Source organism: Bacillus sp. SYZHCR11, from assembly GCF_057196865.1.
The window spans coordinates 1-13,462 of the sequence record NZ_JBXUND010000004.1 but is presented as its reverse complement, the minus strand read 5'-3'; the positions used below and the strand labels follow the sequence as shown (position 1 = coordinate 13,462).

At 46.4% G+C, this 13,462-nt stretch carries 14 protein-coding genes, 2 tRNA genes and 1 riboswitch; of the genes, 8 read left to right on the top strand and 8 right to left on the bottom strand.

The window, feature by feature from the left end:
- Positions 1-28 precede the first annotated feature (28 nt).
- The gene (locus AC2CGA_RS14780; RefSeq protein WP_003156030.1) at positions 29-202 is read right to left on the bottom strand and encodes a hypothetical protein; all 174 of its coding nucleotides are present in this window, start codon (positions 200-202) and stop codon (positions 29-31) included.
- A gap of 196 nt (positions 203-398) precedes the next feature.
- Between AC2CGA_RS14780 and AC2CGA_RS14775 the strand changes: the two genes are divergently transcribed.
- Entirely contained in the window at positions 399-965 is a 567-nt protein-coding gene (locus AC2CGA_RS14775; protein WP_024084955.1) for a YdhK family protein, read from the top strand.
- Between the two features lie 51 nt (positions 966-1,016).
- On the opposite strand, the gene AC2CGA_RS14770 is transcribed toward AC2CGA_RS14775, so the two are convergent.
- On the bottom strand, positions 1,017-2,177 hold the full coding sequence (locus tag AC2CGA_RS14770) for an MFS transporter (RefSeq protein WP_015388619.1): 1,161 nt from the start codon (positions 2,175-2,177) through the stop codon (positions 1,017-1,019).
- Between the two features lie 54 nt (positions 2,178-2,231).
- A riboswitch (purine riboswitch) is annotated at positions 2,232-2,331 on the bottom strand.
- A gap of 178 nt (positions 2,332-2,509) precedes the next feature.
- Between AC2CGA_RS14770 and AC2CGA_RS14765 the strand changes: the two genes are divergently transcribed.
- From AC2CGA_RS14765 to AC2CGA_RS14755, 3 genes are all read left to right on the top strand, one after another.
- Entirely contained in the window at positions 2,510-3,226 is a 717-nt protein-coding gene (locus AC2CGA_RS14765; protein ID WP_014304459.1) for a GntR family transcriptional regulator, read from the top strand.
- Between the two features lie 121 nt (positions 3,227-3,347).
- Positions 3,348-4,034, top strand: coding sequence for a FadR/GntR family transcriptional regulator (locus AC2CGA_RS14760; RefSeq protein ID WP_003156026.1), 687 nt, complete (start codon positions 3,348-3,350; stop codon positions 4,032-4,034).
- The gene (locus tag AC2CGA_RS14755) at positions 4,024-5,238 is read left to right on the top strand and encodes a CynX/NimT family MFS transporter (protein ID WP_014304460.1); all 1,215 of its coding nucleotides are present in this window, start codon (positions 4,024-4,026) and stop codon (positions 5,236-5,238) included. The genes AC2CGA_RS14760 and AC2CGA_RS14755 overlap by 11 nt, the downstream gene beginning before the upstream one ends.
- A 59-nt stretch (positions 5,239-5,297) precedes the next feature.
- On the opposite strand, the gene AC2CGA_RS14750 is transcribed toward AC2CGA_RS14755, so the two are convergent.
- The 6 genes from AC2CGA_RS14750 to AC2CGA_RS14725 form a co-directional block, all read right to left on the bottom strand.
- Positions 5,298-5,612 (bottom strand): DMT family transporter, encoded by a 315-nt coding sequence (locus tag AC2CGA_RS14750; protein ID WP_003156024.1) that lies wholly within the window; start codon positions 5,610-5,612, stop codon positions 5,298-5,300.
- Positions 5,612-5,941 carry a DMT family transporter gene (locus AC2CGA_RS14745; protein WP_003156023.1) on the bottom strand — a complete coding sequence of 110 codons (330 nt, stop codon included), beginning with the start codon at positions 5,939-5,941 and terminating at the stop codon, positions 5,612-5,614. Before AC2CGA_RS14745 ends, AC2CGA_RS14750 begins: the two co-directional genes overlap by 1 nt.
- Before the next feature lie 72 nt (positions 5,942-6,013).
- Positions 6,014-6,595, bottom strand: coding sequence for a TetR/AcrR family transcriptional regulator (locus tag AC2CGA_RS14740; protein ID WP_003156022.1), 582 nt, complete (start codon positions 6,593-6,595; stop codon positions 6,014-6,016).
- Positions 6,596-6,711: 116 nt separating this feature from the next.
- Complete coding sequence (locus tag AC2CGA_RS14735; RefSeq protein WP_003156021.1) at positions 6,712-8,274, bottom strand: APC family permease; 1,563 nt, start codon at positions 8,272-8,274, stop codon at positions 6,712-6,714.
- A 237-nt stretch (positions 8,275-8,511) separates the two neighbouring features.
- Positions 8,512-9,366, bottom strand: coding sequence for a manganese catalase family protein (locus AC2CGA_RS14730; RefSeq protein ID WP_069013115.1), 855 nt, complete (start codon positions 9,364-9,366; stop codon positions 8,512-8,514).
- A 111-nt stretch (positions 9,367-9,477) separates the two neighbouring features.
- Positions 9,478-9,942 (bottom strand): SRPBCC family protein, encoded by a 465-nt coding sequence (locus AC2CGA_RS14725; RefSeq protein WP_003156017.1) that lies wholly within the window; start codon positions 9,940-9,942, stop codon positions 9,478-9,480.
- Positions 9,943-10,069: 127 nt separating this feature from the next.
- Between AC2CGA_RS14725 and AC2CGA_RS14720 the strand changes: the two genes are divergently transcribed.
- From AC2CGA_RS14720 to AC2CGA_RS14705, 4 genes are all read left to right on the top strand, one after another.
- Entirely contained in the window at positions 10,070-11,071 is a 1,002-nt protein-coding gene (locus tag AC2CGA_RS14720; RefSeq protein WP_003156015.1) for an NADPH:quinone oxidoreductase family protein, read from the top strand.
- Positions 11,072-11,501: 430 nt separating this feature from the next.
- The gene (locus AC2CGA_RS14715) at positions 11,502-12,920 is read left to right on the top strand and encodes a sugar porter family MFS transporter (protein WP_139885518.1); all 1,419 of its coding nucleotides are present in this window, start codon (positions 11,502-11,504) and stop codon (positions 12,918-12,920) included.
- Between the two features lie 303 nt (positions 12,921-13,223).
- Positions 13,224-13,300 (top strand) — tRNA-Arg (locus AC2CGA_RS14710).
- An 8-nt stretch (positions 13,301-13,308) separates the two neighbouring features.
- A tRNA-Gly gene (locus AC2CGA_RS14705) sits at positions 13,309-13,382 on the top strand.
- The last annotated feature ends 80 nt before the right edge of the window (positions 13,383-13,462 follow it).

The window sequence follows — 13,462 nt, the reverse complement described above, 5'->3', positions numbered from 1 at the left end:
TCCTGAGAAGACGGCGGTAATAGAAAAGTCAAACCCCTTTAATGACGCGAAATTTTCTTTTCGGCTCTGACATAAATATAGAAGAAAAAATCATAGCTCCGACCATTGTGATGTATTCCATATAAAGCGAAACTTCTGCCAAAACCAACCCCGCAATCATTAAAACAGCGCCCAATACCACCGCAAAAACCTTCGTTTTCATGATGAGTTCCCCCTATTATCTGATAATTAAATTATACTGCATCTCTATTAATGTGTACATTTTGTGAACAATTTCACCTGATAAAAGGCAATAAAGAGAGAGTTGAAGAATTAGGAGAAATGACAGGCCATCTTTTTGTTTTACCGAAGAAACGAAAGGGAAAATGAAAAATCAAAAAGGCAAAGGAGTTCTTGAAATGAAAGCGAGACTATTTTTATTCAGCATGTTTCTCCTGATCCCCGTTCTGGCGCTTGCCGGATGCAACGGTCAATCTTCAGGAGGAAGCGAAAAAGCGAAAGACAAAGAAACGCACTCTCACGAAGACATGAATCACTCAGGTTCATCCGAGGTGCCGAAAGGTTTAAAGAAAGCCGAAAATCCGACTTATAAAGTCGGCAGTGACGTCATGATTTTAGCTTCTCATATGAAAGGCATGAAAAATGCGCAAGGAACCGTAAAAGGTGCTTATGATACAACGGTTTACAGTGTATCTTACACTCCGGAAACGGGAGGAAAGCGCGTCGAAGATCACAAATGGGTCATTCAGGAAGAGCTGAAGGGCGCCGGTGATAAAACGTTAAAACCGGGTGACAAGGCCGTGATCGAGGCATCCCATATGAAAGGCATGAAGGGTGCCGAAGCCGTTATTGATTCAGCCAAAAAGACAACCGTTTATATGGTCGACTATACACCGACTGACGGCGGCCAAAAAGTAACCAATCATAAATGGGTGACAGAAGACGAGCTTGCTGCCGCAAAATAAAAAGACCGCCAAAGCCGAAGGAACTCCTTTGGCTTTTTTGCGGTCTCACATTTATGCGGATTTTCTTTTCAAGGCAGGTCTCGTTAAAGAGAATACAGCTAACGCGACAGCGATAATGACAATCAAACCGCCGCACCAGGCTGTTGCTGTGACAGAACCGGTTTGTCCGATCACGCCGCCGCCGATGGCTGACCCGAGCGCGATGCCGATCTGCAAAGCGGACGTGTTGAAGCTTTGCTGAATATCGGAAGACTCAGGCGCAATTTTGATTAAATAGCTTTGCTGCGCCGGCGCAAGGCTCCAGCTGAGCAATCCCCAGATCACCATCGCAGGCAGGAAAATGATTAAAGAAACCGTTGTCAGCGGAAGAATAAACAGGATCAGAGCGAAAGAAACGGTCACAAGCATGATGCTTTTAAATGCTCCTAAACGGTCATACAGCCAGCCTCCGAACGGGCCGCCGCATACCGCTGACAGACCGAACAAAAAGTAGCATACACTGACCCAAACGGAACTCAAATGAAGCGTTCTTTCCAAAAAAGGCGCAAAGTAGGCATAGAGTGTGTAATGCCCCGCCAATGTAAACAAGGTGACAAGGTGTGCGCTGGCAATTTTGGCGGTCCCGATCGTCTTGATCTGCTCACGAAACGGAATCATTTTTTCAGCAGGTATTTTTTCGAAAAAGACGCTGATAATCAGCATGGAAATGAGAGATAATACGCCGATTCCCAAGAACAGAACACGCCATCCGAAGGCATTGCTGATGATAATGCCGACAGGCACGCCTAAAGCGATTGCGGAGCTGAACCCCATGAAAATGATGCCGATCGCCCGCGCTCTGTATTCAGGCGCCACGATTTTAGGAGCAATCGTTAAAGAAAGGACGACAATCAGCCCTGTGCTCATGGAAGCGAGCACCCGTGACACCATAAGAACGGCGAAATTGGGACTGAAATAAGCGACCAGATTACTTAGGAAGAAAATAAACAGTGCGATTAAATAAAGCCGCTTTCGTTCAGCCTTTGCCGTCACTGCCAAAAGCAGCGGGCCGGATACCGCGTAACCGAGCGCAAACACGCTGATCAGCTGCCCCGCGCTGACAATGGATATATCTAAGTCGGAAGCGATTTGCGGAAGAATACCGCCCACAATTAATTCAACCAATCCGACTGCGATGGTAGATGCTGCAAGCAGAAATACTTTGAAATTCATGTACAGATACTCCTTTTTTTATTTTTTAGAAAATAAAAAATCCTGATTACAAAAAGTGTACGGGACAATTTTTGTAATCAGGATTTTACGGTTCCTGGTAGACACCCTCAAACCATATCATTGAGGTTATACAATATATTGCAATATTCGGTTGTGTCCGTTTCTGCAAAAAATTCTACCATAATAGTGAGGGAGATTCCATAGAAAATTCGAGGAAATCCTTTCAATTTCAATATCGGCGGCTGTAACGTCATTGATGAAGCAGGGAAAAAAATTTATGATAACCGTAAGGAGTCTATACAGATCAAACATTACACAGCCGGAGGAAACCGATGAATAAGTACGAAAAAATCGCCAACGAAATGAGAAAGAGGATTAAAAGCAGTGTATATGACATAGATCAGCCGATCCCGGATGAAAAGACGCTCGCTGCGGAGTTCGGGTGCAGCCGGATGACGATGAAGCGGGCGCTTGATACACTTGCGGCTGAAGGGATGCTTTTCAGAAAAAGAGGGCACGGCACATTTATCATTCAATCAGCCATGCAGGATGAGCACGTTCACGTAGTCAGCAACGAAATTCTCGGCTTAAGCAATTTGTTAAAAGGCAAAAATATCAAGAGCAAGGTCATCCGGTTTGAAGTGCAGTTTCCGTCTCAAGATGTCGCCGCACATTTGGCTATCGATGAAAAGACTCCCGTCTATTATGTAGTGAGGCTCAGAATCGTTGAAGGCGAACCGTACGTTCTTGAAAAAACGTACATGCCGGCGAGCCTTATACCCGGCATTAATGACGAGGTGCTCAACCATTCCATCTACGATCATATTACGCGGGGATTGCAGCTCAAAATCGCGGGCACACACAGAAAAATCAGAGCGTGCAAGTCGGATGATATGGATCAGCAATATCTCGGCTGCCGGCCGGATGACCCGATACTTGAAGTCGAGCATGTAGGCTTTTTGGACAACGGCACTCCCTTTGAATATTCATTTTCCCGCCACCGTCATGACAAGTTTGTCGTGACCTCAGTCAATATAAAACGTTCATAAAAGCGCCGAAGAGTGAGAGAAAAACTCACTCTTTTTTTGTTGCCGCTGATTTACATCGTCGCTTCTTTTATGTTATATTACCCAATGATAGAATCATCCTACAAATTTCAGAGGTGTTTTGATGGAGATATCCAAAACAAGCAGACTGTCGCTCGTAGAACAAGTGGTGGCGCAAATTGAATCGTTAATTCAATCGGATAAATGGCCGGTCGGGACGCGCATTCCCCCTGAGCTGGATTTAATGAAGCAATTTGATGTGAGCCGAAACACGTTGCGTGAGGCCATTCGGGCGCTCGTACATGCCGGCCTGCTTCAGACAAGGCAGGGGAGCGGTACGTATGTCAGCTCATCCAGTGTTCTCGGCGCGGCATTTTACCGCCATATTAAAAAATCAAATTTGCTTGAAACATTAGAAGTCAGATACGCACTCGAAAGAGAAGCTGCACGATTGGCGGCGGAAAGGCGTAATGACGAAGACCTGAAAGCACTGAAGGCATGCTTGGATGAATGTGAAGCGGCCTTGCAAAATGAAGATCGAAAACGGTATGCCGAAGCCGACATTAAGCTGCACAAAACAATTGTACAGGCGGCCCATAACAATATGCTTTCTGATCTATACGAGCATATGACGGAGGCGCTTTGTGCGTCAGTCCATAACCTGTTGGAAATCACCCCTGCTATCCGGATCCACACCCAGCTTGCCGCCGCAATTATCGGACAGAAACCGGATCAGGCCATGGAGGCCGTCAACCAATACATCACAGTATTTAAAGATACAATACACATGGAGGATGAACATGAAAATTAAAGACGAACATCAAGTTCTGCAAGCAAGTCAGCGTAAAAAACTGATATTGCTGGTCATCGGAGTCATATTGATAGGGGCCAACCTCAGAGCGCCTCTGACATCGGTCGGACCGCTCGTTTCCTCAATTCGGGACAGCCTCGGCATGACCAATGCGGCTGCCGGCACCATTACGACAGTGCCGCTTTTGGCCTTTGCATGTCTGTCGCCGTTTGTTCCTTTATTGTCCCGGCGCTTCGGGACCGAGATTGTCTTACTGTCATCATTAATTGTCCTGACAGCCGGAACTCTGCTGCGCTCCATCGCCGGAATCGGCACTCTCTTTTTCGGAACGATCCTGTTGGGATTGTCGATCGCCGTATGCAACGTCCTGCTGCCGAGTCTCATTAAACATAAGTTTCCCGGAAATTTAGGCATCATGACCGGCGTCTACTCGGTTTCTATGAATCTGTGCGGCGCGATTGCATCCGGCATCAGCGTGCCGATCGCCTCTTCAGCGGGGGTAGGCTGGAAAGGCGCGCTCGGCTGCTGGGCTATCCTTTCTTTTATTGCGTTCGTCATGTGGATTCCGCAAATGCGAGGACGCGAACTGCCCGTCCGCACGACTGGGACAAACGGAGAGAAAAAAAACAGTCTGATGCGGTCTCCGCTGGCTTGGAAGGTAACGATGTTCATGGGGCTGCAATCCCTTATTTTTTACACCGTCATCGCTTGGCTGCCGGAAATTCTTCAGCAGAATGGACTCAGCTCAAGTAAGGCGGGATGGATGCTTTCATTAATGCAATTCTCAGTCCTGCCGATTACTTTTATCGTGCCGATCGCTGCCGCTAAAATGAAAAATCAGCGCGCACTCGCCGGACTGACGGCTTTATTTTTCCTTATCGGCATTGCCGGCGTTCTTTTCGGAAGCCCGGCTCTCACTCCGCTATGGGTCATTTTGATCGGAATTGCGGGAGGCTGTGCGTTCAGTCTGGCGATGATGTTCTTCAGCCTGCGGACCCGGCATGTTCATGAAGCCGCGGCGCTTTCCGGCATGGCCCAGTCATTCGGATACCTGCTTGCTGCGTTCGGGCCGCTTGTATTCGGTTTGCTGCATGACATCACGCACGGCTGGACGGTTCCGTTATTCATGCTGATCGCAGTCTCTGTTCTGATTTTCATTTTCGGAGTCGGAGCGGGAAAAGCGGAACAGATCAAAACAGCATAAAAAAACAAAGGACCCGTTTAGGGTCCTTTGTTTTTTATTTAAAAAGCTGTCTCAGGCCGTTACGCTGTCAGTTTTAAGCCGATGACACCGATGAGGATAAGCCCCAGAGACACCAATTGTGACAGATTGAATTTTTCTTTAAACCAAAGTATGCCTACGGCCGAAACGCCGATGCTTCCCATGCCGGTCCAAGCCGCATACGCGACACCTGTGGGAAGAACCTGCATCGCTCCGGAAAGGCAAAAGAATGAAAGCATAAAGCCTGTTACCATGACAATCAGCGGCCACTTTTTTTTAAAACCGTCAATATGTTTCATGGCAACGGCCGCTACAACTTCCTCCGCTCCGGCAATAAATAACAGCAGCCATGCCATTAATGTTCACCCCTTGTTTCAGTTTCTTTCGTAAATACCTTCATTCCTAAAATGCCGGACAACAGCAAAGCCAAAAAGAATATTTGTCCGATTGAAAACGATTCGCCTAAAATGACGCCCGTTACATATGTGCCGACGGTGCCTATTCCGACAAAAACGGTATATGCGGCAGCCATCGGAATTTTTTTATAAGAGCGGATCAGCATCAGAAAGCTGACGGCAATCAAAAGGAAAATACCAATCCAATCAAAGAGCGAATCCGCATGCTTCAGGGCGGACGCCCAAACTACTTCTAACAATCCGGCTATCAATACAAGCAGCCAATACATGATACAGTCACCTCAGTTATGAATGAATGTCAGTCATTTTTACGGCGGTCAAAAATGATCGGTCTCCGCCAATCATTTCTGCAAGCTTCTTTTGAGAAAGCTGAATATTTCTTTTTTATATACTTCGAGATCGACATCCTGTTCACAGCCGATATAAAACCGTTCAGCCGCGTTCTCGACAACGTTGATAATCGTTCTGGCCGTCCATCTGACATGAATGCCGCTGATGACCTCACCCTGTTCAATGGCCGTATTGATCATGCCTTCCAGCCAGGAATAATAAGGCTGATAAATGGCTTCCCATTTCTCCATTGAATGATCGATGGCAAGACCGGAATAACAGAGAACGATAATATCTTTATGAAGCCGGGTGATGTGAAATGTCTCATCTACCAAAATGTCCAGCAACGTCCAAAAATCTTCAGAACCGTCCGTTTTCCCTTTTATTCTGTCCAGCGTAGTGTCGAGCAGGTTTTCTGCAATCGCGGATATCAGTGCGTTTTTAGAAGAAAAATATAAGTAAAACGTACCTTGGGCCGTTCCGGCTTTTTTGACGATTTCTGAAATGGATGCTTTGTCTAATCCTTTTTCAGAAATGACTTCAATCGCGGCTTGCAGGATCTTTTCGTATTTTCCCGAGCTTTGTTTTGCCAATAGAGGGGTTCCTCCTTTTATGAATGACTGTCATTCATTTTATCGCATGTTCGCTTTTTTGTCATCCCTTAACATAAAAATACCGGAAAGAAGACCATACTTCTTTCCGGCATTCGTCATTTATCACTGTCGATCATAGCCTTCGGCAGACCTGTATATTTTGCCCAGTAATAAATACCGAGCGAACCGATGGCGATCAGAATCAGGTCAAGCGGATTGCTGATAATGCCCAATCCGTGGCCGAACGAGCCGAGATAGGAGAAAATCAGCATCATGACATAAAAGCCGACGATCCACCATGCTGATTTCAGCTGCTGGCGTATGCTGACATCATCTTTGGGAGCATATTTACTGAAACAGAGATAGATCAGAAACATGACAATTTGAGAACCGAGAAGCCAGGATACGGTGCGCCATCCGGACCAATATACAATATAAGAGGTAAAAATAAACGACAGCGGCCCGATGATGCTCATCCCTTTTAAATAAAACGGTCTGTTAATGTTCTTTGCGTTGACTCTCAGCGCCGCAGAAGAAATCGGCGCAATCGCATAAGACAGAATCAATGCGACGGAGCATACGTTAACAAGAGCGTTCCAAGAAGGGAACGGAAGCGTCCAAAAAACAGCCAGACCGAACGAAAGCCAAAGGGAGGCACGCGGTGTCCCGGTTTCTTTGTTGACTTTAGAAAAAATGCTGAATAATGTTCCGTTTCTGGCCCAGGCATAGACGAGACGTGAAGTCGTATTCATAAAGATATTTCCGTTACCGCCCGGTGATAAAATCGCATCTAAAATGACCAATGTCGCCAGCCACCCCAAACCGAGCAAGACGGCGATATCTTTGAACGGAAGGGAGAATTCAGTCCCGATAGCCGGCCATCCGTGCTTCAGGGTATCCCCCGGGATCGCCCCGATAAAAGTGAGCTGCAGTACGGTGTAAATAATAGTAGAAACGATAATACAAACAATCAATGCAATCGGAATGTTCCGCTTCGGATTCTGCACTTCACTCGCGACAGCCACAATCGGATGCAGCCCAAGGTATGCAAACATGACGCCGCCTGTGGAAATCGCGGCCTGAATTCCGGTGAAACCAAAAGGCGCGAATCCGTGAACGGTCATATTGCCCGGGTGAAAATGAAAAATCAGTACAACAATTACCGTAATCGGTACGACATATTTAAAAATCGAAATAATGAAGTTTGCTTTCGCAAAGGTTTTGACACTCCAGTAATTGAGGAGGAAGAACAGGCAGAGCAGCGCAAATTGCAATATCCATCCGGCAATTGTCGGAGAATCAGAGCCTTTTACGGTCAAACCGGGAAACCAATACGCCACGTATTGGCGGACTGCCGTGACTTCTATAGAAATAAGACTCGTGTATGCCACAATGGTGACAAAGGAAATTAAATATCCGACCAGGTGTCCGTGTGAATATACGGGATACCGGATAATTCCCCCGGTCCGCGGCAGCGCGGCGCCCAGTTCCGCATAAACCAAGCCGATCAATAAGATGATTCCCCCGCCGATCAGCCAGGAAAAAACGCCTGACGGGCCCGCTTTAGAGGCGACGTTACTGACGGCAAACAGCCATGCCGAACCGAATATGGCTCCCATGCCGATTAAAATAAGATCAAAAAGTGACATAGTTTTCTGGAAGTTTCCTTGCTTAGACATTCGCTGCCTCCTTAAAAAAGACATTGTTCTCTTTACATAATTCCCATTATCATTCAAACATACCCAGCCGGCCGGCTGGAAAATTAGGACAACTTTCGAAACGAAGTATGTACAGAAATTTGCTCACATCAAAATCACGGCCGTATGGCAAGATCTCCCGGCTTATATTCCCCGTTTTGAACACATTCAAACCTCATATTCAGAAAAACAAAAAACGCCCGAAACAGGCGTTTTTTGTTACAAGTTCATATCTTTCAGTCCGGGGCTGTGCTCATTCGGAAGCTCGGGAAGTTCCGGGACGGGGAAACCTTTAGGAGGCTCTGACACACTTAATTTGCCGCCGTTTCGGCTCGGCGTCGTTCCCTGCAGAATTTCTCCGATCCGTGTCGGATCCAGTCTGAAATTAAATTGGGTATTATGATAACCCATTTCAACGAATTTCCGGCATTCCGGGTATTTTTCAATATCATAATTCGGCACGGGAAATAATTTGCCCCATTCGACACCCAGTGTTTCCAGCGCTTTTGTAAATGCATTTTGATGGGCGTTGTCACGGACGATCAGAAAACCGAGTGTTTCTCTGAACGTCTGGTTTGAGCTCATTTCATAAATGCGCGTCTTTTGCAGCACGCCGGTTGATTCCAGCACGACATTGTCCAATAGATCGGAAATCAGATTCCCGTGGTTGTATACCCAAGACCCGTTCCATGGATTGCCGCTTGCATCGGCAGGAAGAGAACTTTGCGCCCCGATAATATAATGGTGCGGATTGGCGTGTTTAACCGCTTCGTCTAGCGGCGCCTGATCTGCTGCCTGATTTCCGGCGCCCTCAGCGCCGCTTTCATCCAGCAGCGCATTAATCGTATGCTGGACGAGCTCAACGTGTGCAATTTCTTCTAAAAATACGCCGCGAAGCAGGTCGCGGAACTGCTTTTCTTTTCCTCTGAAATTAGAGCTTTGGAAAAAGTATTGCATCATCGTCCGCATTTCCCCGTAATGCCCGCCTAAAATTTCCTGAAGCACCTTGGCCGCGGCCGGGTCCGGCTTGTCCGGTTTAATGATATTGATCAGCTCTTCTTTGTAATAATACATAAACAGCGCCCCCTGAAAGAAGTTTTCGGTTCTTCTGTTAGTGTCTTTGCAAAGTCAGTTTTTATGTATCGGCATCAAAAAAAGGACGGAAAGCGTGTCCGTCCTTTTGTGTTAAGCCTCAACCGCCCCGCGAAGTTTCGTGTTGACAAGCCCGTTCCATCCTTGATCCATCGTACTGTGAATCTCGGAGCTTTTCCGATTGACTTTATTGATGACGGCTTCCGGCTCTTTCCATCCGCCGTGAATGAGAGTGAATTCCGTATCTCCGCTTTCCGTTTCCTTTAAGACAAAAGAGACGATCCAGCCTTCCGTATCCCACGAAAAAGAAAGGCGGTACGGCGCTTCAATATCCAGCAGCTTGCACGGAGACGGACCGAACGGAGATTCCAGCTGAAACTCACTGTCTTCTTGAGGTGTGAAATCATTCGGCATAAACCAGAGAGACAGGCCGTCCGCCGTAGAGACCGTATCCCAGACAACTTGTATCGGCGCCTTGAAAACGGCGGTATGAATAATGTCCGGTAATGGCTGATTGCTGTTGTTGTTTTTGTTATCTTTGTTTTGTTTATCAGACATGATGCGTAACCACTCTTTCGCTGTTTTTACTTTTGATCATACTACACAGGGCAGGACATTTGAAAACAAATCAAACTTATTTTATGCTTTTCCAAAGCCATTCAATTCATTTTAAGGAGACGTAGTGATGACAGATCAATTTAAAGCGTTAGTAGTCGATCAGCGTGAAGACCGGTTTTCAGTCAGCGTACGGGAGCTGGCGGTTCAGGACCTTCCCGAGGGTGAAGTGCTGATTAAGGTTTGCTACTCAGGGGTGAATTATAAAGACAGCTTGGCTGCCATTCCTGACGGCAAGATCGTAACCTCGTATCCTTTCGTGCCGGGAATTGATTTAGCAGGAATCGTCGTTTCTTCAGATGACGCCCGTTTTAAAGAAGGGGACAAAGTCATTGCGACAAGCTACGGCATAGGCGTTTCCCATTTTGGCGGCTATAGCGGGATGGCCCGCATTCCGGCAGATTGGATCGTGCCGCTGCCTGAAGGTCTGACACTTAAAGAAGCCATGACGATCGGAACCGCCGGCTTCACTGCCGCATTGTCCGTCCAGCGTCTTGAAGAAAACCATGCCGCTCCTGAAAAAGGGAAGGTGCTGGTGACGGGAGCGACAGGCGGCGTCGGAAGCTTTGCCGTCTCCATTCTTTCAACCTTAGGTTATGAGGTCGAGGCCAGTACGGGAAAAGAAGAAGAAAGCGGGTATTTGAAGAGCCTCGGAGCAAAGACGGTCATTCACCGTGACGAAGTGTATAACGGCACGTTAAAACCAATGCAAAAACAAAAATGGGCAGCGGCCGTCGATCCGGTCGGAGGTGAGCCGCTTGCTTCAGTTCTCAGTCAGATTCAGTACGGCGGATCAGTTGCTGTGAGCGGACTGACAGCGGGAACGAAACTCCCGGCTACAGTCTTTCCGTTTATATTGCGCGGCGTCAGTCTCTTGGGAATTGATTCCGTATTCTGTCCGATGGAGACAAGAAAGAAAACATGGCAGCGTTTAGCTGATGACTTCAAGCCTGCAGATCTGGAGGCCTTTATTCAAAAGGAAATTACTCTTGAAGAGCTGCCGGATACGCTTCCTGCCCTTTTAAAAGGAGAAGCGAGAGGGAGAACGATTGTTACAATAAACGAAGAATAAAACAAAAACCCCCAATCAGCAGTTGGGGGTTTTCAATATGTAATCAATTATTGATTATAATAGGGGCAATTCATTGAGTATGTTATGAAAATAAATTGATATAAAACGAAAATTGATTATATATAGGTAATATAAAGGTGAGTTATAAAATTTTCTGAAATATTTATTGACTGAAAGCGCTTTTAAAATTATGATATTAACATAAGTACCAATAATATCATTATAACTTCACTACAAAGTAACTATAAAATAACAATATGACGAGAGGGGGAGAGCGAATAATCACTATAAATGATAACGCTTTCGGAACATTTTCTTCTTATATAACTGTTTTGGACGGTCAGACCTTGTATGCAGACGTTAGAGGTGTAAATATTGATAACTGAATATTCCGATATTATCTCTGTGTAAAAACTAGGAGGATTTGAAGATGAATAAAAATAGCAGCCAGCATTCATTTTTGAGAACCATCATTTTAGTATCGACATTCGGGGGGCTTCTTTTCGGCTACGATACCGGTGTGATTAATGGGGCGCTGCCGTTTATGGCGGAAGCTGACCAGCTTAATCTTACCGCTTTGACTGAAGGGATGGTGGCGAGCTCCCTGCTCTTGGGCGCTGCGATCGGCGCGGTTTTCGGAGGGAGATTGTCGGACTATAACGGCAGACGTAAAAATATCCTTATCCTTGCCGTTTTGTTCTTTGCAGCGACGCTTGGATGTACACTGGCGCCTAACGTATCGGTTATGATCATCTCCCGTTTTCTGCTGGGGCTTGCCGTCGGGGGAGCATCCGTAACCGTTCCGGCATATTTGGCTGAAATGTCGCCGGCGGAAAGCCGAGGGAGAATGGTTACCCAAAATGAATTGATGATTGTAACGGGCCAGCTGCTTGCCTTCACGTGTAATGCTATCATCGGCAATGTGCTTGGTGATACCTCTCACGCTTGGCGTTATATGCTCGTTATCGCGGCCCTTCCGGCGGTATTCTTGTTTTTCGGTATGCTGAAAGTTCCTGAAAGTCCGCGCTGGCTGGTTTCTAAAGGAAGAAAAGAAGATGCTTTGCACGTTCTCCGGCGAATAAGGAATGAAGAGAAAGCGAAGTCTGAGCTCGCTGAGATTGAATCTGCCTTTCATAAGGAAGCTCAGATGGAGCAGGCGACCTTTAAGGATCTTGCCGTTCCGTGGGTGCGCCGCATTGTGTTTATCGGGATCGGAATTGCGGTAGTGCAGCAGCTCACCGGCGTGAATTCAATTATGTATTATGGAACTCAAATTTTAAAAGATGCCGGTTTTGAGACAAAAGCCGCATTAATCGGCAATATCGCTAACGGTGTGGTTTCGGTGCTCGCGACTTTTGTGGGAATATGGCTTCTCGGCAAAGTCGGCCGCCGCCCGATGCTGATGACGGGGCTGATCGGAACGACTGCGGTGCTGCTTTTGATCGGAGTTCTGTCTGTCGTGCTGAAAGGATCGCCTGCTCTTCCTTATGTGGTTCTTTCATTAACAGTCACTTTCCTTGCGTTTCAGCAGGGGGCTGTCTCTCCGGTGACCTGGCTGATGCTGTCGGAGATATTCCCGCTGCGATTGCGGGGGCTTGGTATGGGGGTCACTGTCTTCTGCCTCTGGATCGTGAACTTCATTGTTGGTTTAACTTTTCCGGTCATGCTCGCAAACATCGGATTGTCTGCAACCTTCTTCATTTTTGTCCTGTTAGGGATAGCGTCCGTTATATTTGTGAAAAGGTTCCTTCCGGAAACGAAAGGTCTTTCGCTCGAACAGCTTGAACAAAACTTCCGTACCTATGAAAAAACAGATCGTAATAGCGCAGAAGCCGAGGTGAGCGGGTAATCTGAATAGACGCGGGGTTCCTGGGAATCCTGCTTTTTATTTATTATATAGAAGGGAATAATAAGCGGGAAAAAAGTTTCGTAAAAGTGTTGACCTAATTTAAAGTGCGTGGTATATTATTAAACGTCGCTGATGAACAAAGCGATAACGACAAATGAGAAAATGATCTTTTTAAAAAAAGACTTTACAAATTCTCGAAAGCGTGTATAATAAATGAGGTCGAGAAAAAAGACTTCGAAAAGAAATGAAATAACACTTGACATCATAACTGATTGGTAGTATGATAGTTAAGTCGCCTGATAAGCGCCCGTAGCTCAATTGGATAGAGCGTTTGACTACGGATCAAAAGGTTAGGGGTTCGACTCCTCTCGGGCGCGCCAATTCAAATGCGGGTGTAGTTTAGTGGTAAAACCTCAGCCTTCCAAGCTGATGTCGTGAGTTCGATTCTCATCACCCGCTCCATTATAATGATCTTTGAAAACTAAACAAGACAAAACGTACCTGTTAATTCAAAGTTTTAAATAAATCGCACAGCGATGTGC